The sequence below is a fragment of the Streptomyces sp. ADI95-17 genome, assembly GCF_003846175.1.
Taxonomy (GTDB): domain Bacteria; phylum Actinomycetota; class Actinomycetes; order Streptomycetales; family Streptomycetaceae; genus Streptomyces; species Streptomyces sanglieri.
The window spans coordinates 98,870-122,420 of the sequence record NZ_ML123051.1 but is presented as its reverse complement, the minus strand read 5'-3'; the positions used below and the strand labels follow the sequence as shown (position 1 = coordinate 122,420).

Sequence of the window (23,551 nt, the reverse complement as noted above, 5' to 3'; positions counted from 1 at the left end):
GCACGGTGGTGGCCGCTGTACGACCCGAGGTCAAGGACGGATTCCTGCTCGACGAAGTCCCTTGGGACAGCTTCCCGCAGGGGGATCATGTCAGGGAGGCCATTCACCTGCTCCACACCGGCAGTTCGTCCGTTCGCATCGGAACGGGTGTTGTGAGCGGCATGTGCGCCAACGGCATACGGGCCGCCGACGACCTGCGCGCCGCCGTCGACGACCTCGCCACCGGCTAGCGCGCCCACGCCATGGACGACCTGCCTTGGATGGTCGCCGTCGGCGGATCCAACGAGACGGGACTGCGGCGCTGCGTCCGAGAGATGTTCCACCCCGAACTGCCTGATCCGACGGAGCAAGACGGCCCATGGGCCCCGCGATCCTGACGACGGAAGCAGAGCCTGGAACCGCGGGAGCGTGAGGCTGTCCTCGGCGGTGGTATCCATGGTGATTCCGGCGACCATGGTCCTGCGGCCGCGTCGGATCTCCACAGCCGGGGTGAACGACAGTAACTTCCCCACAGCGGGACCGCCTTGTTCGCCGCCACCGTCCCGACCTGTCGGTCCGTAAGGGTCGGATTCCAGTGCCTCGGAAGGCGGTGGAGACGGTGTCGCCGACCGCCCGGCTGAACGACTCGGTCTGGTTCAGGTCGCCACTGGTCCAGGGCTCGGACGCGTCCGCGTGCGTCCACGTGCCGTCGTAGGCGATGTGTTGTGAGGTGTTGTCGGTGATCGGGGCGATCACGCGGAACGCGTCGACGACGGCATGGGCGCCCTTCGCCCACTTCCCCTTCCCGCCGGTGCACTCGACCTTGATCGTGTGCCGGCCGTAGGACAGTGGCGCACTGCGGAAGACGAGCTGGGCGGGAGACTTCCCGGGGCCGTAGAGGTCGACGGAGCGGGTTGGCCGTGTAGCGCCAGCCGGAGGTGACGGGGTTCCGTGGCTGGTCACGCCCGAGACGATGTCGGGCAGCGGAGGGATGGGCCAGCAGCACCAACCGGCGGGCGCTCTGCAACGGAGATGGACCTGGCAGGCGGAGGCCGCCCCCGGTGGTCAGCGCCTCTGCTGCCTGCGGAAGACGGAGGGCGCGACGCCCACGTGGCGGGTGAAAAGCCTGGTGAAGTAGGCGGGGTCGAGGTATCCGACGTCCCGTCCGACGAGCGCGACGGGCCGGTCGGTGTCGGTGAGCAGGGCCTTGGCCCGGTTGATCCGGCGACGTGTCAGGTACACCGTGGGCGGGGAGCCGGTGATCCGGCGGACGGCCGTGATGAGGGTGTCACGGGACACCGCCAGTTCCTGGGCGATGGCGCCGATCCGCACCGGGCCATCGGCGGCGTCGAGCAGTCGGAGTGCACGGCGGCCGATGTCGCGTCGGGCGCGCCCCGGATCCGCGGACCTGCCCCGGCCGCTTCCCACCGCCGTGATCAGCGCATGGAGCGAGCTGGTGGCCGCCATGTGGCTGTCGAGCGATTCGGCCTCGGTGAGCAGGTCCAGGACCCGGACGCACAGGGCGCGGGTCTCGTCGGGGTCTGCGGGCACGGCGACCGGGTGCTCCGCACCGAGATGGCCTAGATCCCGGTAGCCCGCGGCGGCGGAGCCCTCGAACAGCACCCAGTACTCGTCCCAGCCGTCCGGGGACGGGCCGTAGCGATGTCTGATCCCGGGCGGCAGCCAGAAGAACGATCCCGGCCGCACGTCGTGCCGGCCGCGGCCCTGGAGCTCCAGGAACCCCGAACCCCGGAGCACGAGGACCCCGGCGTAGCAGTTCAGGGTGCGTTCGGCCTGTAGGCGACGCTGGCCGAGGATTCGTCCGGCCCCGGTTACTGCGATCCCCAGCGCCCGCACGCCGTCCGGCGGAGTGCGGTACCGCGCTACGGAGTCCGCCCTGCCCTCCCCCTCGCTGGCCGCCACCTGCCACACCTCCGTCGACAATCGTCCAAGTTTCCTCGGAATCCGTGCATTGTGCCTCGTCAGCACCGGGGACGACGATTCCGTCATGAGTACGAGACGGCTGGACCGGCCGCTACCGGCCACCCTCAGTTCCAACGGCTACCGCCTGGACGCGAGCGACCGCAGGCTCGGCCGCCTGGAACCGGTACCGGCAGCCGAGCGGGACGACCGGGACGCCCTGCGGGTCCGCCTGGCCCGTGACGGCTACCTCTACCTGCCGGGTTTCTTCGACCGCACGACCGTCGAGGGCTTCCGCCGTCACTACTTCGCCACGCTGGCCGAGACCGGCCTGACCCGCCCGGGCTCCGATCCGTTCGAAGGCCTCGCCGCGTCTGCCGGAGACCTCGACCGGGCGCGCCTGCGCTCCCTGCTCTTCCGGCAGATCGTCCCCGGCCAGGAATACGAGACCTTCTGCCGGCACCCGGACCTGGTCGCCTTCTACCGCATGCTGCTCGGCACCGACGACGTGCACCTGCACCGCAGGAAGATCATCCGCCATGTCGGCCCGGGCGAATCGGGCATCGGCACCGCCACGCAAGCCCACTACGACCTCGTCTACCTCCGCGAAGGCACCGATCGGGTCGTCTCCTCCTGGATTCCGCTGGGCGACTGCCCGATCGCCCAGGGCCCGCTCGTCTACCTCGAAGGCAGCCACCACCGCGTCCTGGCGGACGAGGCCGCCGGCCGCCTGCGCCGCCCCGCAGCGTCGATCACCGCCGACCTGCCCGCCCTGGCCGAGGAGTACGACTCCCGGTGGCTCGTCACCGACTTCGCCGCTGGCGACCTCATGGTGCACAGCGCCCACATCATCCACGCCTCCCTCGACAATCAGGACCCCGCCGGCCGGTTCCGCCTCTCCACCGACATCCGCTACCAGGCGGCCTCGGACCCGATCGACACCCGATGGCAGAACCACTGGCACGACCAGGACGGCCTGTGATGCCCCGACTGCACTGCAGCCTCCTGACCCTGCCCCGCCGACCTGACCCTGGCCGAACGCCTCACCCGCATCGCACAGGCGGGCTTCAGCGGCGGGCAGACACCCCTGACCGCCACCTCCGACCCGCCGGACCACCCGGCCGCGGCGGCCGCTCCGACCGCAGGGGTGGTCGCGCTCCCCGGCGGCATCCTGGCGTCCGCGGCCGCGGACGCCCCCCTTGGACTCGCCGTTCGGCCAGGCCGCCGCACTTTGATGTCTGGGCAGGGCACAACGAGCCCGGCGTGGGAACGACCGGGTTCACCTGGCCATCACCACCGACAGGCACCAGGCACTGGGCACCAGGCACTGGGAGAAGTCCTGCTCAACCGAACCACCGGTAGCATCGGCTACATCGTGGGCGCCGCCCACCGGGGACAGCGGCTGGCAGTGCGCGCTCTCGGAGCGATGACCGAGTACGCGCACACCACCGTCGCCCGGCCGCAGGCGATCCTGGAGATCGAACCCGCCCCCCATCGCCGTCGCGCGATCCGCCGGGTTCCGACTCTCCAACTCGGCATCCGTCGAACTCCTCTTCCTGTGATGTCCGGCGGCCCACGCTCAGTCGCCGCTGAACCCACAGTCTCGGAACAGTCCTCAGCTCGCACTTGCGAGTGGCGAGGTCTCGGTGGGCCGCCGAGCCGGTGTTGGGGTCGCTGGTGCGATGCTTCGGATCGTCCGGCGGGCCGCAGGATCACGACCGGCTGCGGCCGGGACGCCCGATGGCGGCGTTACGGTCGGGCTTGTTCGCGAATACCCATCGGTTGCCCGCCAACGCGTCGTTCGGCTCGGGCAAGGGGCCGCGTCCGTGCCGGCGGGTGAAGTCGAAGGGGGTCCGAACCGACGTGTCCCAGCCCCGGCTCGTCAGGTGACCGGCGGAGTCCGGTCGCGGCTCTCTGTCGAACAGGTTGAGCAGGTCGATGCCGATGTGGTGTGCCGTCGCGGTGTAGATCGGGCTGTCGCGGTATTCCAGCAGGTCCTTGTCGAGCTTGACCTCGTACGCCAGCGCGCTTCCCCCCGTACTCAACCGGTCCACCGTGTCGATGAGGTCCGTCTCGGCGGCGGCGGGCAGGTAGAACAACAGCCCCTCGGCCAGCCAGACGCTCGGTGCGTTCATGTCGAATCCGGCGTCTGCCAGCGGTCCGGCCCAGTCGGCGCGCAGATCGATCGGGACGGGTATGCGCGCAGCCTTCGGAGTGGCCGACAGTCCGTCGAGCACCATGTGCTTGAACGCCAGCACGCCCTCCCTGTCGATCTCGAAGACCGCGCAGCCGGGAGGCCAGTCGAGTCGGAACGCCCGCGAATCCAACCCCGCCCCGAGCAGGACCACTTGCCTGGCGTCACCCGTGTGTACAGATCGGAGGAGAAAGTCGTCGAGGACCCTCGTCCGCAGACCGAAATAGCGGGCGAACCGGCCCCACAGCGGGTTGGTGTCGCCGTCCGGAACCTGTTGTATCCGGACCGGCCAGTCGGCGGACGCCGGTGCGGCGAGCACGAAGTGCTCCGCGTAGATGTCCCGTGCCAGTGTGTCGTGGCGGTGGGTCTCGATCGCCCGTGCCGCGGCGACCAGCAGAGCGGTCAGGCCGACACCTCCTTCCACGCCCTCCACGCCGGTGTTCCGAGACGTTGTGCCGACCACGTGTTCTCCTTTGGGCAGGCTGAGACCATGAACAACGAGAAATGCGGATGATGGATCAACGGTGGACGCGCGACGCCACCGCTCCGGGCGCCCTGTGCCTCGGGGCGCGCCCGACCGCGCGCAGTTCTGCGTCCGGCGGTCGGGCAGAGCTGTCGGGTGCCGCGGTCAACGGCCTCTCCCCGTCGGAAGCAGGACGGGTTTGACCACACGGCCCGCGTCGCAGTCCCGTTCGGCTTCGTTGATGTCGGCGAGTGGGTACGTACGAATCAGCTCGTCGAAGGGAAAACGCCCGCTCTGCCACAGCCCGGTCAGCCGCGGAATCATCAGCCCCGGCACCGCGTCCCCCTCACAGATGTGGGAGACCCTCCTGCCTCGGTCCAATGCCCCCGGTTCGAGCGGCAGCACGGTACGGAGCCGTGCCACGAGACCGAGATGACCGGTCGGGCGCAGGGCCCGTAGCGCGTCGTTGATCAATTGGACGGAGGCCGTGGTGTCGAGTGCGTACTGCGCGCCGCCGTCGGTCAGTCGCCGGATTCGGCCGGGCAGGTCGGCCGATGCGGCATGCAGCGGGATCGCGCCGAACCGTTCGGCGAGCGCCAGCCGTTCGGGGTGCCGGTCGACGGCCACGGTCACCGCTCCGGAGGCGGCGGCCGCCATCACCGCGGCCAGGCCCACCGCTCCTGCGCCGAAGACTGCGATGGTTTCGCCGGGTCCGGCGCCGAAGGAGTTGAAGACCGCTCCGGCGCCGGTGAGGAATCCGCAGCCGAGTGGTCCGAGCAGTTCGATGGGCAGTGAGGGGTCGACCCGGACGGCATTGCGGGCCGGGACCACCGCGTACTCCGCGAACGAGGACTGGCCGAACCACCGGGGGGCCAGTTCGTCCCCGGCCGCGTCGCTGAGCCGCGCGGCCTTCTCCTTGCGCCCTCCGAAGAGGTTGAGCGAGGCGAAGGAGTCGCAGTAGGCGGGAGCTGCGTTCATGCAGTTCCGGCAGTGTCCGCAGGAGTCGAAGCTCAGCACGACATGGTCGCCGTTGCTCAGGCCGGTGTGCGGGCCGCCCGTCTCGGCCACGACCCCGGACCCCTCATGGCCGAGAACCGCCGGCAACGGTGAGCGGCCGTCCGAATGCCGGACCGCGAGATCGGTGCGGCACATCCCGCAGCCCGCGATCCTGACCAGGATCTCGCCATCGGCCGGTCCCGCGTTCAGGATCACCTCCTCGACGGCGAATCGGCTGTCGTACGAGCGCAGTACGGCCGCGCCGAACCTCGACGTCATACCTCCTCCGGGCGGTGCACGACGAACGGTCTGAGGTTCCCGTAGAGCCCCCAGGGCCCACCCGCGACGCCGACACCGCTCTCCTTGATGCCCGCGAAGGGCTGGGCGAGGGACAGTTCGGCGTGGTGGTTGATCCACGCCGTCCCGCACTCCAGCCGGTCGGCCACCACTTCGGCCCGGTCGAGATCGGTCCCCCACACCGAGCCGCCCAGCCCGAAGCCGGTGTCGTTGGCAGCCTCGACGGCTTCGTCGAGGCTCCGGTACGGCAGAACCGGCAGAACCGGACCGAACTGCTCATCCGTCACCACCGGACTGTGGGGCGGGACATCGGCCAGGATCGTCGGTGCGTGGAAGTAGCCCGGCCGGTCCAGCCGGTGGCCGCCGGCCGCAGCTCGGGCGCCGTCCGCCAGGGCCTGTGCTGTGTAGCGCTCGACCCGGGCCAGTTGGGGAATGTTGTTGACGGGACCCAGCTGCGTGCCCGGGTCGAGGCCGGACCCGACGACGGTGGTCTTCGCGCGCTGCGCGAGGGCCTCGACCACGTCGGAGTAGAGCCGGGCCGGAGCGTAGACGCGCTTGACGGCCATGCAGACCTGCCCGCAGTTGCGGAACGCCGCCCAGAACAGCCGGTCCGCGATCCGCTCCACATCGACGTCCTCCAGCAGGATGGCGGCATCGTTGCCACCCAGCTCCAGGGTGACGCGGCCGAGCGACGCCGCCGCGCCTGCCGCGACCGCCCGTCCGGTGGGGACGGAACCGGTGAAGGTCACGTGACGGATCCCCGGGTGGGAGGCCAGCCGTGCCCCGAGGGGCTCCTGACCAGTGACGACCGTGAGCACGTCCTCGGGGAGAGCAGTGGAGATGACGGACCCCAGCAGCCGTGTGGCGAGGGGCGTGAAGGGCGAGGGCTTGAGCACCACCGTGTTGCCTGCGGCGAGCGCGGGCGCCAGCTTCGCCGACGCCAGTTGGAGCGGAAAGTTCCACGGGACGATCGCGGCGACGGGCCCGAGCGGTCGCCAGCGGATCTCGCTGCGTACCGGGCGGCCGTCAGTGATGGGCCTCGGCCTGGGGTCGAGTTCGGCGAAGTAGCGCAGGCGGGCGGCTGTGCGGGCGACCTCCGCGTACGACTCGGACAGTGGTTTGCCCTGTTCACGGGTGAGCAGGGCAGCGAGCTCCGCCCCGGCAGCCTCCGTGGCGTCGGCTGCCGCGAGCAGGACGGTGGCGCGGGCGCTGCGGTCGGTCCGCCAGTTGAGCCAGGCTTCGTGGGCCCGGCCGACAACGGCGTCCAACTCGTCCGGCTGCAGGTCGGGGGCCTCCTCGAATGCCTCGCCCGTTGCAGGATCGAGGACGGCGAAGCGCTCGCCGACGGTGCCAGGCAACGCCTGACGGGGCCGGCCTGTCGACATGCCGCGGTCAACTCGCGGCGGTGACGGCAGCGGTGTGTTCCCGGGCATGCCGGTCCATCTCCGCCCGGAAGGCGGCCACCAACTGTGGCTGAATCCTTCCGGTGGTACGGTCGCCCCCCGCGCAGACCGCTCCGCGCACTCCCACGATGTCCGTGCCGACGCGGGTCAGCGTGCCGAGATCTCCCACCTTCACACTGCCGGCGAGCGCGGCGAGCAGCCCGGCCTCGTGGGCCCGCCGGACGAACTCCGCACAGGCCTCCGGCGGAACGTGGTCGAACAGCCGGGTGCCGTCCTTGACCGCGGTGTCGAGCATGGCCGCGTCGGAGCCGGAGCGGAAGGCGATGTCGGGCAGTGCGAGCGGGTTGACGCAACCGATCCGATGGGCGTCGGCGTAGCCCGAGGCGACGACGAACGCGTCCGGCCGATAGTCCTTCACCGCCCGGACGACGCCCCGCATGACGTCGATGGCTTGCTCGGGCGTCGTGCATCCGTAGAGGCCGACCTTGATGTACGTGGCTCCGGAGACAGCCGCACCGAGCGCCGCCTGGGCCACCGTGCCCGGCTTGTACGGGACGTCTCCCACGGTGGCGGACACCGGCTTGTCCGCCGGTACCGCGTCACGGATCTCCTTGATGACCCACGGAAAGTTCGCGCCGAGCGATCCCTCGTCGGGCTTCTTGACATCGACGATGTCGAGGTGGTCCGCCGCCTTCGCGCAGTCGAGGGCTTCCTCGACGCTGTCCGGGGAGATGAGAAGCAACAATGTGGACTCCTTCCACCGCATGTCCACCTGGCCGCGAGGCAGGTGTGCGGTGTCGCCTGGATTCCTTGCGGTCGGCTCATCATTGCCGGGGCCCATGACCACCGGTAGGGCGCGCGGAGTCGGAGCGGTGTCGCCTCGGCGTTCCAGGTGCGCCGTGCACGCCGGTTCGAACCGGCACATGCGTCGAACCAGCACATGCCCGAGCCGCGGATGTTCCGGTTGTTCACGGACAGCTCGCTGCTCGGCTCCGCTCCGGTCGGCTCGGCTGGGCTCCGGTCGGCTCCGGCCTGATCGCAGATGTCTGCCCGGCTCAAAAACCGGGGCCCCGCCACCTGCTACGCCGTGCGCAAGACCGTACGCCGTCTCCGCCCCGGCCGGACCGGTCAGGCAGCCCGTCGACCGGTCGTCGATCCGACGAGGTCCTTCCGCCGAAGGCCGACGGACATTCCGTCGATGAGCGCGGCACGCTCCCCCGTCCCGGGCACCCATCGAACGATGGACCGGGACGGCCTCATACCTGACCACCAATGCCAGGTGACGCGGCCGGGGCATGGCCCGTCAACCCCGACCACCAGGGCATCGACTGTGCCGGCGTGCCTCGCCCGGCCTGCTCCAGCCCGGCAAGCAGGTTTCGGCGACGACAAGCTCCGCCAGGTTTCCCGCGGGCAGGCGGGCAGGTAGACACCGGGGCGGACGACTGCCTCGCGGCCTCCTGCCCCGAGGCTCGGGAGGCGGACGCCGGCGGGGCGCGGGCGTCCCAGGCCGTCTCCCGCCGGGGACCGCTGTGCAGTGGTTGCCGTCTCAGCCGTGACGATCCTGGGACATTCCCGGCGAGTGAGAGCGGGCACAGATCAGAGCGACCATGGCTCCTGTGGAGAACAGCCGCAGGGCCATCGAGCAAGGCAAGGAGTGCCCATGCATGTCAACCGCAAGACCGCTATCACCCTCACCGCCATGCTGCTGGCCGCCGCGGCCCCCACAGTTGCACAGGCTTCCCCGGCAACGGAAAGCGGTGCTGCCCCCTCCGCATGCCGTCCGGCCAACCACACCGCGAAGATCACCGATGCGCCCGCCAGCGCTGGCCATCACCACTACCGCGTCACCCTGACGGCGCCGCGCGGGTACGACCCCTGCGAACTCGCCGGTTCGCCGACCGACGTGCGGTTCTCCGACCACGGCTCGCAGACCCGGCTCACCGCCGGGCGCTACGGCGACCAGCACACCGCGGTGACCTTCGGCCCCGGTCACCCGGTGCACTTCGACATCCAGGTCCCCAACGACGCCCGCCAGGTCTCCGCGGACGAGGCGTCCTTCACACTCCAGGCTCCAGACGGGCAGATCCCCGGCACGTCCTTTGCTGAGGGCACGCTGAAGGTTGCCAAGGGAACTCTCATCGGCCCGCTGCGGCAAGGGGCCTGACCTGCCCCTCCGCACACACCCGGCGCGACACATCATGGCAGGACGCGGTTGCAGTATGCCGCCCTTCCTTCCACAGACGACGCGCATACCGGTGCCGGTGCCGATGTCGGCGTCGACGCCGAGGCCAGTTCCCGTGGGCAGGGCCACCGTCGGGTTTATGAGGCCGCCGGCCTCGTGCTGAACGGGGCCGGCGGCTGTAGGAGTGGGCTGCGCCACGAACTGGCTGTGGGCCGCCACCCAGGTCTCCGGCCGGGCTAGGGCCGGCACAACGGCCAAATCCAGGTCCCGGCCAAGGGATCTACCTCATCCACGCGGTGGAGCGAAAGTTCATCAACAAGCAAGGACTTGAGGCCTTTTGGAGGAGTGACTGGAAGTCCACCGACATGCTGCGTCGCCCCGCATTCTGATCCGAGGTTCTTGTTCCGTTCGACATGCCCTTCGCCGACTCCCGACCTCCAGGCCGGTCCAGGACGAACTGGTGCAGCTCGCTTACAGTAGGTGGCCGTAGCCGCCCGGCAACGGCCAGGCGATCTCAAGGGTGCGCAGGGCGATGCCGAGGTCGGCGAGGACGTTGTTCCCCACGCCACGACAGTCTTCCCGGCCAGGAACGTACGGATCGCTTCGGCGGCCCGGTCCGGGTCGACGGCATCGTCGGGGATCTTCTTGCAGCCGACCGGAAGGTGGTACTTCGGTCGTTGCAGGTGGCGTGGAGGACGGTGAGGTGCCCGTCGAGGAGCTCGGAGGACTGGCGCTGGACGTGGGCGTCTTCGTCAGACAGTGGAAAGTCGGTCCATCCAGGCGTCGAAGAGGTCCAAGTCATAGCGTTCGCGCCTCTTGCCCGACAACGGTTCTTCGGGCCACTCCCACACGACGCGTCCTGGATCCACGCCGTTCAGGGCTTCGTACCACTCCTTCAAGGGAACAGCCAGAAGTACATGCTCCTCGAAGTTCCGGCGTGTGCGGGTAGCGTCACCGGCCCGGTGCGTGCGCAGAACCGATTCGGACGGGACGACACAGGCGACCAGGTCAGCGATGCCGAGCGTCTTGCGTTTCAGGGAGTCGCGGATGAGCGTCAGTTGGCAGGTGAACTCTTCCGCCTTGGCATCCAGGCCTGCCCTCGCAAGGGTCCATGCGTAGTGCAGCTTGAGCGGATCGGTATCGCAGACCGCGATACGTTGCGCACCCTCGTCGTGGACGGCCTCTGCCCACCTCTCTTCGTTCCGACGGACCCAGAAGCGACTCGTCTCCTCAAGAGACGCCGCATCATCCGGTCGAAGATGCCCGTCAAGTTCGCAAACCACCTTCGGAATCTGCAGTGAGCCGACGTAGCGGCTTTTGCCTGCGGCGCTGGGCCCCTCAGCAACGTAGATCATCCTGTCAGTCTCGCAGGACCAGCCTCTGCCGGTTCGGTGGACCAAGCCGGCCCTCGATCAGACGCATCGGTCCACGCCGGATTCTCACGCCGTTCCCGCCGAGCTTCCGCGGCCTGGACATCGAAGGCCAGGAGGTGGTGCTGCTCGGCACGGACGCCTACGGCTGTGCCTACGGCGTGGCCGTTGGTGTCCTCGATGACCCGCTCGATCAGCAGCGCCGCGCCGGTCCGGTCGAAGGTCCGGTGAGGTTCACAGCGGCTATCGAGACCTTGCGCAACAAGTAGGCCTCAGCGCGCAGTTGTGTGACGGCGGCGCGACTGTGGTCGCTTTCCATGTCCCTTACCTCTCAGTCCACGACACCCCACCCATACGGGAGAAACACCTGCCCCCATCGTCCTCTGCAGCACGCTTTAAGCTCTCCCTTGATTCGAACAGGAGGGGGGAAGCGTGGCAATTTGGGGACTGGTCATCGAGACGACCGTGGGCGTCGGGGAGCGCAAGCACACGGAGGCGTACGTGCTGACGCATGTGGAGGGCACGCTCGAGGAGGCTCTGGTGGAGCTGGAGCGTCGTGCCCGGAGACATACGCCGGAGCACCCTAGAAGTCCGAAGCGACGTCGGCTCTTCCGAGAATGCGATGGCTTCCTTCTGGTGATCGACGGCGCCTGGCAGTCGTTCAGCACACGGTTCACGGTGGCGGAACTGCTGGACGACAGTGCCGCACCCGCCCCGCCGCCGACGACGGAGGTGGCCCCACCGGAGGCCGAACCGGATCCGGCAGACACGGTCCCGTCTCCACCTCCGCCCTCGACGCCGCCCTCGACGCCGCCGGTGGAACGCGATGCGGACGGAGTGCCGGTGCGGCCTGCCTGGTGGGGTCGTACTGACCTTCCGTGACGAGCGGCTGCACCCCGTCGGACCCCGGTCGGACTCCTCGCAGAGGCCTTCCACACTGCCGGCGGGGTCGCCCGCCGGCAGATTCTCGATGAGGGTGGGGATGTCGGCTGCGGCGAGAGCGGTGCCGAGCTGCTCGTGCAGCAGCGTGGGACTGGCCGGCGCCGCGGTCTACGCCGTCCCTCGCAACGATCGGATCCTCCAGTCGTCCGTCCTCCCTCCGTCCTCCCGGCGTCGTGCGAGCCCCGGTGGTCGCCCGATGCCCAAGCCTCGGCGCAGCCTCCCGGCTGCCGCACACCCGTCACCAGCGCGGACAGGGAGGAAGCCCCGGCTGCGCGGCCGGTACGCTGCCTGAGTGATCGAGCACACCGAGCAGGAAGGGCGCCGACCCGCGAACGACGGGCCGAAGGCCGCCGCCCGTAACCGGGCCGCTCTGGTCATCGCTGCCCGGGAGATCTTCGCCGAGCATGGTCTGGAGGCGCCCCTGTCCGCGATCGCGCGCAGGGCCGGGGTCGGGCAGGGCGTTCTCTACCGGCACTTCCCGGACCGAACCGCCGCGGTGGCTGCGGTTCTGGAGGAGAACGTGCGGCAGGTCGAGCAGGCGGCCGACGCCGATGGGGCGACTTTCGCCGATGTTCTCGGTGTGCTGACCTGGCATCTTGCGGAATCGGCAGCTTTCATCGGTCTTTTGCATGCCGACCGGGCGGGCAGCCGCTCCGGCATCCGAGCGCATGCCCTGGTCCTGTCCGAGCGCGTCGAACGTGCCCTGCGACGTCATCTGCCCGACGGTCATCGGCTGAGTGACGCGAACGACCTCGTACTCGCGGTCGCCATGGTCTCCGCCGCCGTCATCGGCCCCACCCGCGAGGAGCGGGAACTCCGGGCGTTGGCCGCCTGGCGGCTGCTCGGTGTCGAGGTGGGACCGGTGCGGGCCTTCGGAGGATGAGTGGAGGCCGGGTGTCAGCCGCCGTTGGACTGCCGGATGCCTTTCGCGAGCGCGTCGAAGCTGTACAGGTATCCCCCGGCGGGACCACTCACGGTCATGTACGCCTTGGTTCCGCCGGGCGTGATGGCCACGTTCGTCGCCGACTCCAGCCCTTCGGCCCGTGCGGGAAGTTCGACTGTCGCCAGTCGCTCGCCGTACCGGTCGTACACGGCCATCGCGGCCCGGCCGTGCAGTCCCTGGTAGAGGTTCCCGTCCGCGTCCACGGCGATCGAGTCGGTCTGGGCGATCCCGCCGTCGACGCGGATGGCCGTGTGCCGGGAAGCCACCTTGCCGTTCGGGTCGAGGCGCAGGTAGGAGATCCGGTTCTCGGTGAGTTCGCTGAACCACAGCCCGCGGTGGTCCGCGTCGAACGAGACCCCGTTCGGCGCGGCCAGCTCCTCGGCCAGAACGGTGGCCTTCGCGCCGTCGCGGCTGATCCGCACCACCCGTCCGTGCGCCTCGCCTTCGGACAGGCCCCGTGAATCGCTGACGTACAGGTTGCCCTCCTGGTCGAAGGCGATGTCATCGGGATTCATCTGCGCTCCGTCGACCTCGCCGGAGAAGAAGGTCCGCTTGTCGCCGCCACCGGGGGCCAGGCTCACGACCTCCCCGTGGGCGAAGTCGCTGAGGTAGAGCCGTCCGTCGTACGGGCTGAACTGCGCCGAGGTGTACGCACCCCGGCCGTCGGTGTGGACCGCCCGGGACGTCTTCTTCCTGACGTCGACGCGCATGACCTTGGGCTTCCCTTCCGGCGCGGTGACGTCCACGACGAACAGTCCGCCGTCCTTGCCGAACGTCGGGCCTTCCAGCAAGGTCATCCCGGTCTCGCTGTGCACCTGGGTCAACTGCATGAACTTCTGCGCGCGGATGGTCCTGCCCGCGGAGACGGACACCGCCCCTGCCTCGGGATCTCCGCTCTCCGTTCCGCATCCGGTCAACATCAGCGTGCCGATCGTGGCGAGCGCGGCAAAAGATCGGGCCGAAATTCGCTGCATGGGGGAACACCTTTCCTGTCCACTGCGCGGGTTCCGAAGGCCAGGGGGTACGGAGCGCGCCGGAGGCGTGAACGGGCCCTGGCCGAGTTTCGCTGTACCACCGGACTTCAACCGGACACCACTGTCCGGTAGTTGCTACCGTAGCGGACGGCCGCCCGCTCGTGGTGGCTCCACCGACCAGGATCGAGGCCCCGCATGACGACCCCTCACGCGCCGGCTCCCGACGAGCTCGCCGCACTGAGGCACCGCTACCGCCTCGAACGCGAGCGGCGCGTCCGCCCCGACGGCGCCGCCCAATACTGCGACGCCGACGCCGAGTTCGGCTATTACGCCGCCGACCCGTACACAGAGGGGCCGGTCGAGCGCGGCCCTCTCCACGACACCGTCGACGTCGCCGTGATCGGCGGCGGGTTCGGCGGCATCCTCGCCGGGGCGCGGCTACGGCAGCAGGGAGTCGAGCGCGTCCGGATCGTCGACAAGGGCGGCGACGTCGGGGGCACCTGGTACTGGAACCGGTACCCGGGCGTCCACTGCGACATCGAGGCGCACGTGTACCTGCCGATGCTCGACGAGACGGGATACGTACCGGAATGGAAGTACTCCCCCGGTGATGAGATCCGCCGCCACGCGATGCGGATCGCGCACAGGTTCGACCTCTACCCGGACGCACTGTTCTCCACCGCGGTCACTGCTCTGACCTGGGACGAGGCTTCCGAGTCATGGATCGTGGCCACGGACCGCGGGGACGCCTTCCGGGCCACGTACGTCGTCACCGCCACAGGCACCCTCACCGACCCGAAGCTCCCCGGGATACCCGGCATCGAGGACTTCAAGGGCCACACCTTCCACACTTCTCGGTGGGACTACGCCTACACCGGCGGCACGCCGGAGGGCGGCATGACCGGCCTCGCGGACAAGCGGGTGGGCATCGTCGGCACCGGGGCCACCGGCATCCAGGTCATCCCGCTGCTGGCCGAGGACGCCGCACACCTCTATGTCTTCCAGCGCACCCCCTCCACAGTGGACGTGCGGGCCAATCGCCGCACCACCGCAAGCGACGTCGGCGCCGACCGCGAGGGCTGGGCCCACGAACGACGCGAGAACTACCTCCGCATCGTCTCCGGCGAACCGGAGGACCGCGATCTCGTGGCCGACCAGTGGACCGCCTCGGCGGGCCTGCTGGAAAAGCTTCTGCCGAGCTTCCGGCGCCAGGGCGACCGGAAGACCTTCGAAGCCGCCTACGAGGTGGCCGACGCCGCCAAGATGAACGAACTGCGCGCCCGCATCGAGCAGACCGTCACCGACCCGGAGACAGCCAGGAAGCTCCAGCCCTGGTACCGCTACGCCTGCAAGCGACCCACCTTCTCCGACCTGTACTATCCGGCGTTCAACCGCGACAACGTCACCCTGGTCGACACCGCGGACACCCACGGCATCGAGCGCATCACCGAACACGGCGTCGTGGTCGGCGGCATGGCGTACGAACTTGACTGTCTGATCTTCGCCACCGGATTCAACGTCGGGACCTCCGGCATTCACTCCGGCAAGCTCCCGGTCCACGGCCGGGGCGGCGTCCAACTGCTGCACACCTGGGCGCAGCAGGGCCCGCGCACGCTCCACGGCCTCACCAGCAACGGCTTCCCGAACCTGATCCAGATGGGCCCCCTCCAGAACGCCAGCAGCGTCAACTTCACCCACATCCTCGACGAGCAGGCAGTCCACGCCGCAGCCCTCATCGCGGCCGCCGAAGCCGGGGGCGCCCTCATCGAACCGTCCCGGGAGACCGAGGACGCCTGGCTCGCCGTCCTGGCCGAGGGTGCCCCCGACCACGAGTGGTTCCACGCCGAGTGCACCCCCGGCTACTACAACCGTGAAGGACGCGGCCGGCCGAACGGCCCGAACGCCTACCCGCACGGCGCCGTCGCCTTCCATCAGCTCCTGGAGCAGTGGCGCGACGAGTCCGTGGGCGAAATCCTCCAGGCCAGGACTGCCCCTCGGTGAAGAGGTGGCCTGCGTCCGGTCCGAGGAGTTCCCGCAGGAGCGCCGAGCCCCAAGGAGATCCACGGCCGTACAGCGCCCGAGGGCATTGTCCGAGGCGGTGGGTACGATCCCGGGCATGCGTCTTGAAGATCAGCTGGACAGACTGGCAGAACTGGGGTTGCCGCTCGCGACCGGCCGGACCGTGGACGAGTTGCTGTACTCGTGGCCGCGGGTGGCATACGAGCGCAAGCCGTTCGACCTGTTGTTGTTCGCGCTGGGCTGCATGGTCGAGGACGAACCGTGGGAGCGGTGGTTCTGCAACCGGGCATGGCACTTCGATACCGAGTGCGTCCGCGGCCAGGGTTCGTACGTGTCGATCGCCAGGCAACTGTGCCGGATCTCAGGCCTGCCGGACGCGTTCTCCGGGCTGCGGGACCATGTCGACCTCGGCACGGAGGAAGCGTGGATCGAGTACACGGCCGACGGCCGGCGGGTCAACTGGCCCATCGAAGTCAGGGACGACTGGGCCGATCTGATGGTGGTCGGCTACCTCATCGACGAGCTGGAACACGGGGACCGGCGCTTCTACGTCCGGCACAACGGCCAGGCCATGACGCTCTTCTTCCTTGACGACAACGCAGCCGAACGACTCAACACACTCGCCGGGGAACGGGTAATCTCCCCGTTCCCCGGGTAGCGGGCCCGCTGCGACCGCCTCACCGTGCTGGTGCGGAATTCCCGGGCGCCCGGTGGCACAGTGGCTTCGGCCACTTCGGCCACTTCGGCCATGACCACAGGACCCGGAAGAACCTCTGTGGACGGTCCCGGAATCGGAGGGACTGCGCTGTCATGAGGTGTCAGGCTGCGTTGCGGAGACGATTCGAATCGGCCTCCGCTCCGACCCGGCCCCGGCCAGCCCCGTGAAGATGGATCACGTTGCCGAACTGAGGCCTCCCAGATCCGCCGAGAAGCGCCGTTGGCCCTCTTCATGCTCGGCAGCAGCGGCTGTCGATGACCTCCAGCAGCTGTCGACGCACACTTCTACGACGAACTACTGACCAGCGACATGATCGGCCGGACAAGTCCGAGCGGTTGCGCCGGAGGGCCCGGTGATGCGCGTGACGGCGTCGAGGGTCAGCAGGCGGTCGTGTGGTTCCGCGGCCAGGGCGCGGTGGAGGGTCAACCCCTCGATGAGGGCATCGAGTTGGCGAGCCGTGTCCGGGTCGAAGTGTTTCTCCAGGTGGCCGCGGCTGCGAGCCATCCATTCATGGGTGAGTTCCCGATAGCAGGGCCGGCGGGCGGCGAGGGTGTAGAGCTCCTGGGTGAGAATGAGGTCGCGTCGGCTTCCGTCGGACAGGGCATGGATGAGGTCGGCCACCGCCTCTCGGGCCTGGTCCCGGTCGGCCGGGACAGCGAGGTGCTCGTCGAAAAGCGCGACGATGTGCCCGGTGAAGTGGCGGAACGCCTCCCGGAGAACCTCGTCGATCCCGCTGAAGTGGTAGGTCATCGAGCCCAGCGGAACGTCCGCGCGCGCAGCGATCTTCCGGTGGGAGACCCCTGCGATGCCTTCCTCCGCAATGAGGTCGAGCGTGGCCGTGAGAATGCGGTCGCGGCGCTGCGGGTCGGTGTGTCCGGTAGCCATGGTCGTCGCGGCCTCAGAGGGCGCGGACAGAGCGGGCGGGGTTGCCGACGGCTACGACGTCCGCGGGGATGTCCTTGGTGACGACAGCGCCGGCACCGATGACGGAGTTGTCCCCGATGGTCACGCCGGGGAGCACGATCGCGCCTCCGCCGATCCATACGTTGTCGCCGATGGTGATCGGCTTGGCGGCTTCCAGCTTGTCGCGACGAGGCTGCGGCTCCAGAGGGTGCGTCGGGGTGAGCAGCTGGACATTGGGGCCGATCTGGCAGTCCTCGCCGATGGTGATGGCCGCGACATCCAGGGCGGTCAAGTTGTAGTTGACGAAGGTGCGCGCCCCGATCGTGATGTTGCTCCCGTAGTCCACGTACAGGGGCGGCCGCACGTGAACCTTGTCTCCCACCGAGCCGAGAAGTTCGGCGAGGAGGGGCTGAGCCGCGTCCGAGTCTTCGGTGTAGGCGGCCTGAAAGCGGGCGGCCAGACGTACGGCTTGCTGCTGGCGGCCGGCGATTTCGGGGTCGTCGGCGATGTAGAGGTCGCCCGCCACCATGCGTTCGAGGTTGGTGCGGGGGTCCTGTGCAAAGTAGTCCGTCGGCATGCGTACGACCGTACACCCCAGAGCGTACGTTCGTACGCTCCGGCTTCCGATGCAGCTGGGACAGCGCGGCATGGTGGGGGTGCCTGAGCCCTGCGGCTAGGCGAACCACGGCCGGTCGGCGCGGAAGGATGTCACTGATCGTGCCGAGGCCCTGCGGCGGATGGTCCAGGCGCTGCGCCTTGGCGGCCGGCTGCTCCTGGAGGATGCCGACCCGGGACTGCAGCCGTTGCTGTGTCCGGACGAGTCCGGCCCCGAACAGCGGCTCGCGAACCGGCTGCGGTCCGGCTTCCGCGACTTGATGGCGGCACGCGGCGCGGACCTCGCGTACGGGCGGACTCTCCCCCGGCTGCTGCGTGAGGCCGACCTTGAGGACGTCCAGGCCGACGCGTACTTCCCGATCACTTCACCGGCCTGCGCCGCCCTTGAGGCCGCGACCGTACGGCAGATCCGCAGCCGCCTGGTGGCGGCAGAGCTTGCCACCCACGAGGAGATCGACCGCCACCTGGCGAACGTCTCCACCGGACGCCTCGACCTTGCGACCGCTCCTATGGTGTCCGCATGGGGGCGCCGTCCCTCGGGCCTCTCGTTGGAGTGAGGTGCTCAAGATGCGATGCCTGCCCTCCATCCAGCTTTCCAGCCTTCCCGCCTTCCCGCCGTCCGTCCGTCCCGCCTTCCCGCCGTCCCGCCGTCCGTCCGTCCCTCCGTCCCTCCGTCCCTCCGTCCCTCCGTCCGGCGATGATCAATGCGAAGTCGCACGGTCCTCGGACGAGTTGTCGGCTGTCGACGGGATCGCGAAGAAGGCCAGTGCTGCGAGGACCGCCACGCTCGCTGCGAGTGCGAGAGCGCCACGCAGGGACCAGGTGGCGATCGGTCCGGCAACCGCAGCTCCCAGGGCGAATCCGGTGATCTTCAAGCTGGCGCCGGTGGTGAAGATCTGGCCGCGCAGATGTTCCGGGGCCTCCCGGTGGCGGACCGCGAACAATGCGGCCAGTTGAGGTCCTTCACCGATCCCGAGCGCCAGTACGGCCACGACCAGCAGCAATGGTTGCTCCGAGGTGGCCAGGACCAGGGCGGCGGCCTGAACCAGGGCGCTGGCCCAGATGATGGTGTCCGGGGAGAGCAGGTGCGGAAACCTCGCGAGTACGGCGTTGGCGACGAGGGCGGAGACCGCCGCGCAGGAGAGCAGCATCGTGCCACGACCGGCTCCGCCAAGGACATGCTCGCCGAGGAACACCGTGCAGGCGGTCAGCATGCCTTGTGCAACGCAGGAGACGACCGAGGTGAGAGTCGCTCGGGCCAGTGGCGGTCGCCTCGCAATGACCCGGAATCCGGCAACAAGGTCGCTGACCACTGAGGTCTTCCGAAGAACATGCTCCCGGACGGGACGGGCCGGAAGCATCAACGCAGTGGGCAGCGCCAAGCCGATGAGCCCCGCAGAGACAACCACAGCCGTCGGCGCCCCCAGCAACTCCGCCGTTCCGCCTGCAAGGGCCGGAGCGGCCAGGCTCGCCGCGCCGTACGTCATGGCGTCGAGCATGTTCGCCCGGGGCAGGCCGTCATCCGGTACGACCCGGGGCAGTTGGGCCGTCCATCCGCCTGACAGCGCCGGCGCCGGCATCCCCGTCAGAACTGCGATCAGGATGGTGACGGCGAACGGGAGGTGCCCGAGCCCCGCGAGGATCACCCCCAGGCCGGCCGCGTACACGACGAGCGCTCCGGATAGCAGACGGCCCGGTCGTCTCGCTCTGTCGAGGAGCGTCCCGAGCACTGGCCCTCCCACCGCGGCGGAGATCGTGATGCTCGCGAGCAGCGACGACGCGTCGGTGGTCGATCCGGTCAGCGCGAAGCCGGCCAGCATCAACGCCGGTCCTGACGCCTCGTCCCCGGCGCGAGCCGCCACTGCTCCGACGAAGTAGACGCGGAGTGAGTAACGCGTTTTCATGAGCAGGACGTTACGGACGTAACTCAAAACTCCGCAATATGCGTTACATTGTGCAGGTGTCCTCCACCATCGACGACTGGTCCACCAGGCACTCCGTATTGGCCATGGCTCGGCGAACCGCCACTCTGGTCAATGCTCTCGATGCCGACCGCCCCGACCCGGGCGAAATCGCCGATGTGCTCCGCGCACACGGTGAAGCGGGCGGCATCGAGCTCACAACTTGCGATGTCGACGGGATGCGTGCGGCTGCCGCCCTGCTGCGGGAAGTCTTCGCCGCCGAGACCGCCGACAGTGCGGCCGGCCACCTCAATCGTCTTCTGGCAGAACACACCGGACCGCTCCGCCTGACTTCTCACGGCGGCGGCTCCCCCTGGCACCCTCATCTCGACCACGATGACGACGCCCCCTGGGACGAGTGGCTTCTCGCCTCGTCGTGCATGGCCCTGACGGTGCTCGTCTGGGAACACCAACGCCCGCCCGGCAGGATCTGCTCATCACCCAGCTGCCGGAACGTCTTCGTCACGCACGGCAGCGGCCCGGAACGCCGCTACTGCTCCCGCCGATGCGCAACCCGCGAGCGGGTCTCCGCCCACCGACGCTCCCGCTCCGTCGAGCAGTCGGGCGGTACGAGGTAGGAGCGTGTCCCACGTGCTCGTGATCTACGTGTGACGTTGTGGTTGTCCCGTCCCGCCCGATCCATACTTCGCAGGTAGTTCGTTCAGGTCTGTAGTTGGCCGGTCCGAGCGTCCCCCCGGACAGCACTTCCGCGTCATCAGCGCCGGGGACGGCCCTGCCGGTAGTGTCGCTTCGAGGAGAGTGCTGATCTGGGGGAGTCATGACGGCAGCGGATACACCGCCCATCGTCTTGGTACACGGGACACGGTTCAGCGCGGGACAGTGGAGCCCGCAGCTCACCGCGCTTCAAAAGGACTTCGCGGTAGCCGCCGTTGACCTACCGGGCCACGGCGCCCGTTCTGCTCAGTCATGGAGCCTGAACGCGGCGACGGAGATCATCGCTTCCGCGGTGGACTCGCTCGACCGCGGACCGGCTCTGGTCGTCGGGCACTCGCTCGGCGGATACGCCTCACTGGAGTTCGCGCGGCGCTGCCCGGAGCGGCTGCGCGGGCTCGTCCTGGCGGGGGCCAGCGCCTCAACTCGTGGCCCGTGGGCAACGCCGTATCGGTGGGTCGCCGGGATCGTCCCTCGCATACCGGCGGACCGGTTGGCCCGGTGGAACGACCGGTTGCTGCGCCGACGCTATCCACCCGCGGTGGTGGAAGCGACCATCCGTTCCGGCTACGCCTTCCACACTCTGCCGGCCGCCTGGGGCGAGGTGCTGGGCTGCTTCGACGCGGGTGCGATGCGTCATGTGGCGGCTCCTGTGCTCATCCTGAACGGCGAGAAGGACACCGTCTTCCGGTCCGGCGAGATGGACTTCGTCCGTGCGCATCCGCGTGCCCGCGTCGAGTTGATCCCGCGTGCAGGACATCTCGCGAACTTTGACGATCCAGATGCTTTCACCGAAGCCGTCTGCCGCTTCGCCCGGCACCTGTCTGTTCGCAGCTGAGTGCGCCGGAGTCAGGTCCGCCCTGTGGCGACGTCTTCCAGGACCCGGCAGGTCTCGCGTTCTGCGGCGGGGATGTCCTCGTCGCGGACCGGGCTATGATCCACAACGGTGGCCACTTCCAGGTCGAGGGCGGCGTAGACGGCGTCGTCGACCTGGAAGTGGGGGCCGGGGCGATGAAATCGGTCCCCTACCTTGATCAGGGCAGCCACGTTGCCGGAGGAGATCAGCTTGGAGTCGGCGATCGGCTGAAACTCCTTCGGCCCGGCTATCGCGCGCGGAGCGTTCATGGTGCCGATGATCTGGGAGATCTCCGCGGCTCCACCGTCGATGACGCGGGACAGCAGCGGGATGCCGCCGTCGCCGGTCACCCCCGGGCCCGATCCGGATCTGCTTGAGCCGAACTCGCCGATCGCCAGGACCCCGACGCTGTCGGTGAGCTTCCTCAGGTGCGGGGCGATGGCGTCCGCAGCCTGGCCCAGACGGTCGTCGTCGAGCGGCTGCGCCTCCGTCCCGAAGTCATCCTCCACGGCCCACTCCCGGGCCCAGCGATCCACCCGCCGCCAGGGCGCGGCCGACCGGTTGACCATCAGCACCTCGATGACCTGGCCGTGTGTCACATGGGCGATGTCGCGGCCCGGGCGCAGCCGGTCGACGGTCCCGGCCACATCTAAACCTCGCAGAAACCGGGCAGCAACAGACAGAGCACCAAGGTGCTTCTCCACCACGGAGGTGACCACATTCCATGCGCGGGCGCACCGTCCGCACCCACGGGGACCGGGATGACCACGTCACACCCCGGTCAACACGGCGCCCCCGACCGGACACGGTCAGACAGCAACTCCACCCGGCTCAGCCACCCGCGAAATACGGTGCCGGACGTTCTCCCTGTCGAGCCTGATCTCGATCGTTTTGCTGTCCAGGCACTTCACTATCAGGGGCGGCCGATTGTTACTCTTCCCGATCATGAGAGCCCTCTTCCCAGGATCCTTCGACCCGGTCACTCAAGGGCACAAGGACATACTCCGGCGCGCTGCCCTCCTGTTCGACGAGGTTGTCGTGTGCGTGATGTTCAATTCGAACAAGACCGGCCGCTCCCCGGTCACGGAACGGCTGGACCGGCTCTGCGCGGCAGCAACTGACTTGAGCAACGTCACGGTCGACTCCCACACGGGCGGCCTGCTGGTCGACTACTGCCGCCGAGTCGGAATCGATGTCGTCATCCGCGGAGTCCGCGGCGTTGCCGACCTGGACTACGAAATGCCGATGGCCCGCATGAACCACGAACTGGCCGGAGTCGAAACGTTCTTCATCGCTGCAGACCCCGCCCTGGCTCACATCTCCTCGACCCTCGTCACCACGATGAGTCAACAGGACCCTGTCCCCAAATGATGATTTGAGACAGTGCTGGGTCGCATGAAGCCATCCCACCACCGGCGCCCCGGAGCTCGTGCGGTGGTCCGTAAGAGACCGCCTAGAGGCGGCGTGCCCCGATAACCACTGAACTAGCCGGTGTTATCAGTACCTCGGTGGCGTCCAAGTCCGGATGAGTGAGGTAGAACATGCGGAGTTCATCCACTTGACCCTCGAAACGAGGCGGCCAATCGGGCGAGGGAGTGAAGTCGTCCAGGATGAGGAGGCCACCGGGAGCCAGCTGCTCGACGACTCGCTGAGGGTCGTCACGCTTGCCCCCGCCATCGCAGAAGAAGACGTCGAACGGGGCGTGCTGCTCAAGCAGCTGCCAGTCCCCCGTGAGAACGCTGACGCGTTGGTCGTCCGCGAAGACGCCGGCCGCTCGGCGGGCCAGTTCCTCGTCACGCTCCACGGTGAACAGACGTGCGCCTGTACCGAGGCCACTGTGCAGCCAGGCTGTGCCCACTCCGGAGCCGGTGCCACTCTCCGCGATGGCCCCGTCGGGTTTCGCGGCAGCGGCCAGTTTGAGCAGCCTGCCCACTTCACGGATGCAGCTCTTTTTGAACCCCGCCTCGGAGGCGACACGCTCTGCGGTCACCACACGAGGCGGAACGGCACGTTCTTCCATGGCCACATCCCCTCTCAATGTGAATCATGACAATATCTGCCGGCAAGGGCGTCCAGACAGCCCATCTCCTGCGGGGCCTTGGTGATGGAACTCGTTCGCGCCCACACGAATCATCTGATGTGGT

General features: G+C 68.8%; 23 protein-coding genes and 1 pseudogene. 12 read left to right on the top strand and 12 right to left on the bottom strand.

From position 1 onward, the window contains the following. Nucleotides 1–8: 8 nt before the first annotated feature. Nucleotides 9–230: a hypothetical protein gene (locus tag EES42_RS35235; protein ID WP_124722339.1), complete on the top strand. Its 222-nt coding sequence runs from the start codon at nucleotides 9–11 to the stop codon at nucleotides 228–230. Nucleotides 231–1,044: 814 nt separating this feature from the next. Here EES42_RS35235 and EES42_RS35230 read toward each other — a convergent pair. Continuing rightward, a complete protein-coding gene (locus EES42_RS35230) occupies nucleotides 1,045–1,902 on the bottom strand; it encodes a helix-turn-helix domain-containing protein (RefSeq protein WP_164495449.1) in 858 nt (285 codons plus the stop codon). 85 nt (nucleotides 1,903–1,987) lie between these two features. Between EES42_RS35230 and EES42_RS35225 the strand changes: the two genes are divergently transcribed. After that, nucleotides 1,988–2,881: a phytanoyl-CoA dioxygenase family protein gene (locus EES42_RS35225; protein ID WP_124722337.1), complete on the top strand. Its 894-nt coding sequence runs from the start codon at nucleotides 1,988–1,990 to the stop codon at nucleotides 2,879–2,881. A 730-nt stretch (nucleotides 2,882–3,611) separates the two neighbouring features. On the opposite strand, the gene EES42_RS35220 is transcribed toward EES42_RS35225, so the two are convergent. The 4 genes from EES42_RS35220 to EES42_RS35205 all read right to left on the bottom strand — a co-directional run bounded on the left by EES42_RS35220 (nucleotide 3,612) and on the right by EES42_RS35205 (nucleotide 8,018). Further along, nucleotides 3,612–4,556 carry a class I SAM-dependent methyltransferase gene (locus EES42_RS35220; RefSeq protein WP_124722336.1) on the bottom strand — a complete coding sequence of 315 codons (945 nt, stop codon included), beginning with the start codon at nucleotides 4,554–4,556 and terminating at the stop codon, nucleotides 3,612–3,614. A 165-nt stretch (nucleotides 4,557–4,721) separates the two neighbouring features. Further along, the gene (locus EES42_RS35215; RefSeq protein ID WP_124722335.1) at nucleotides 4,722–5,831 is read right to left on the bottom strand and encodes an NAD(P)-dependent alcohol dehydrogenase; all 1,110 of its coding nucleotides are present in this window, start codon (nucleotides 5,829–5,831) and stop codon (nucleotides 4,722–4,724) included. Further along, nucleotides 5,828–7,234 carry an aldehyde dehydrogenase family protein gene (locus EES42_RS35210; RefSeq protein WP_124722334.1) on the bottom strand — a complete coding sequence of 469 codons (1,407 nt, stop codon included), beginning with the start codon at nucleotides 7,232–7,234 and terminating at the stop codon, nucleotides 5,828–5,830. Before EES42_RS35210 ends, EES42_RS35215 begins: the two co-directional genes overlap by 4 nt. 7 nt (nucleotides 7,235–7,241) lie before the next feature. Beyond that, nucleotides 7,242–8,018, bottom strand: coding sequence for a (5-formylfuran-3-yl)methyl phosphate synthase (locus EES42_RS35205; protein ID WP_124722333.1), 777 nt, complete (start codon nucleotides 8,016–8,018; stop codon nucleotides 7,242–7,244). Nucleotides 8,019–8,912: 894 nt separating this feature from the next. Here EES42_RS35205 and EES42_RS35200 point away from each other — a divergent pair. Next, nucleotides 8,913–9,416, top strand: coding sequence for a DUF4232 domain-containing protein (locus EES42_RS35200; RefSeq protein ID WP_124722332.1), 504 nt, complete (start codon nucleotides 8,913–8,915; stop codon nucleotides 9,414–9,416). A 770-nt stretch (nucleotides 9,417–10,186) separates the two neighbouring features. Here the strand turns inward: EES42_RS35200 and EES42_RS35190 are convergent. Further along, entirely contained in the window at nucleotides 10,187–10,789 is a 603-nt protein-coding gene (locus tag EES42_RS35190; protein WP_164495444.1) for a hypothetical protein, read from the bottom strand. 137 nt (nucleotides 10,790–10,926) lie between these two features. On the opposite strand from EES42_RS35190, the gene EES42_RS45165 reads away from it, so the two are divergent. The 3 genes from EES42_RS45165 to EES42_RS35175 all read left to right on the top strand — a co-directional run bounded on the left by EES42_RS45165 (nucleotide 10,927) and on the right by EES42_RS35175 (nucleotide 12,629). Further along, nucleotides 10,927–11,073 (top strand): hypothetical protein, encoded by a 147-nt coding sequence (locus EES42_RS45165; RefSeq protein WP_164495443.1) that lies wholly within the window; start codon nucleotides 10,927–10,929, stop codon nucleotides 11,071–11,073. A gap of 163 nt (nucleotides 11,074–11,236) precedes the next feature. Beyond that, entirely contained in the window at nucleotides 11,237–11,686 is a 450-nt protein-coding gene (locus EES42_RS35180; RefSeq protein WP_164495448.1) for a hypothetical protein, read from the top strand. 352 nt (nucleotides 11,687–12,038) lie between these two features. After that, a complete protein-coding gene (locus tag EES42_RS35175) occupies nucleotides 12,039–12,629 on the top strand; it encodes a TetR/AcrR family transcriptional regulator (RefSeq protein WP_124722329.1) in 591 nt (196 codons plus the stop codon). Nucleotides 12,630–12,643: 14 nt separating this feature from the next. Here EES42_RS35175 and EES42_RS35170 read toward each other — a convergent pair whose 3' ends face one another. Further along, nucleotides 12,644–13,663 carry an SMP-30/gluconolactonase/LRE family protein gene (locus EES42_RS35170; protein WP_124722328.1) on the bottom strand — a complete coding sequence of 340 codons (1,020 nt, stop codon included), beginning with the start codon at nucleotides 13,661–13,663 and terminating at the stop codon, nucleotides 12,644–12,646. Between the two features lie 195 nt (nucleotides 13,664–13,858). On the opposite strand from EES42_RS35170, the gene EES42_RS35165 reads away from it, so the two are divergent. Both EES42_RS35165 and EES42_RS35160 read left to right on the top strand, forming a co-directional pair. Continuing rightward, nucleotides 13,859–15,664, top strand: a complete 1,806-nt coding sequence (locus EES42_RS35165; protein ID WP_124722327.1) for a flavin-containing monooxygenase — start codon at nucleotides 13,859–13,861, stop codon at nucleotides 15,662–15,664. A 115-nt stretch (nucleotides 15,665–15,779) separates the two neighbouring features. Beyond that, nucleotides 15,780–16,340 carry a hypothetical protein gene (locus EES42_RS35160; RefSeq protein ID WP_124722326.1) on the top strand — a complete coding sequence of 187 codons (561 nt, stop codon included), beginning with the start codon at nucleotides 15,780–15,782 and terminating at the stop codon, nucleotides 16,338–16,340. Nucleotides 16,341–16,694: 354 nt separating this feature from the next. On the opposite strand, the gene EES42_RS35155 is transcribed toward EES42_RS35160, so the two are convergent. Further along, entirely contained in the window at nucleotides 16,695–17,285 is a 591-nt protein-coding gene (locus tag EES42_RS35155) for a TetR/AcrR family transcriptional regulator (RefSeq protein ID WP_124722325.1), read from the bottom strand. A gap of 13 nt (nucleotides 17,286–17,298) precedes the next feature. After that, complete coding sequence (locus EES42_RS35150) at nucleotides 17,299–17,880, bottom strand: sugar O-acetyltransferase (protein ID WP_124722324.1); 582 nt, start codon at nucleotides 17,878–17,880, stop codon at nucleotides 17,299–17,301. Between the two features lie 130 nt (nucleotides 17,881–18,010). Here EES42_RS35150 and EES42_RS35145 point away from each other — a divergent pair. Beyond that, nucleotides 18,011–18,475, top strand: a pseudogene (locus EES42_RS35145) (SAM-dependent methyltransferase); the annotation flags it as partial. A 144-nt stretch (nucleotides 18,476–18,619) separates the two neighbouring features. Here the strand turns inward: EES42_RS35145 and EES42_RS35140 are convergent. Beyond that, on the bottom strand, nucleotides 18,620–19,822 hold the full coding sequence (locus EES42_RS35140) for an MFS transporter (protein WP_124722323.1): 1,203 nt from the start codon (nucleotides 19,820–19,822) through the stop codon (nucleotides 18,620–18,622). Nucleotides 19,823–19,860: 38 nt separating this feature from the next. Here EES42_RS35140 and EES42_RS35135 point away from each other — a divergent pair, with 38 nt between their 5' ends. Together EES42_RS35135 and EES42_RS35130 are read left to right on the top strand one after the other, a co-directional pair. Then, nucleotides 19,861–20,457: a CGNR zinc finger domain-containing protein gene (locus tag EES42_RS35135; RefSeq protein WP_124722322.1), complete on the top strand. Its 597-nt coding sequence runs from the start codon at nucleotides 19,861–19,863 to the stop codon at nucleotides 20,455–20,457. Nucleotides 20,458–20,657: 200 nt separating this feature from the next. After that, entirely contained in the window at nucleotides 20,658–21,389 is a 732-nt protein-coding gene (locus tag EES42_RS35130; RefSeq protein WP_124722321.1) for an alpha/beta fold hydrolase, read from the top strand. 11 nt (nucleotides 21,390–21,400) lie between these two features. On the opposite strand, the gene EES42_RS46675 is transcribed toward EES42_RS35130, so the two are convergent. After that, the gene (locus EES42_RS46675; protein WP_241196794.1) at nucleotides 21,401–22,114 is read right to left on the bottom strand and encodes a DUF4277 domain-containing protein; all 714 of its coding nucleotides are present in this window, start codon (nucleotides 22,112–22,114) and stop codon (nucleotides 21,401–21,403) included. 238 nt (nucleotides 22,115–22,352) lie between these two features. On the opposite strand from EES42_RS46675, the gene coaD reads away from it, so the two are divergent. Then, nucleotides 22,353–22,778 (top strand): pantetheine-phosphate adenylyltransferase, encoded by a 426-nt coding sequence (gene coaD, locus EES42_RS35120; RefSeq protein WP_124722320.1) that lies wholly within the window; start codon nucleotides 22,353–22,355, stop codon nucleotides 22,776–22,778. 82 nt (nucleotides 22,779–22,860) lie between these two features. Here the strand turns inward: coaD and EES42_RS35115 are convergent, their stop codons facing one another. Then, complete coding sequence (locus tag EES42_RS35115; RefSeq protein ID WP_241196793.1) at nucleotides 22,861–23,433, bottom strand: O-methyltransferase; 573 nt, start codon at nucleotides 23,431–23,433, stop codon at nucleotides 22,861–22,863. Nucleotides 23,434–23,551 lie beyond the last annotated feature (118 nt).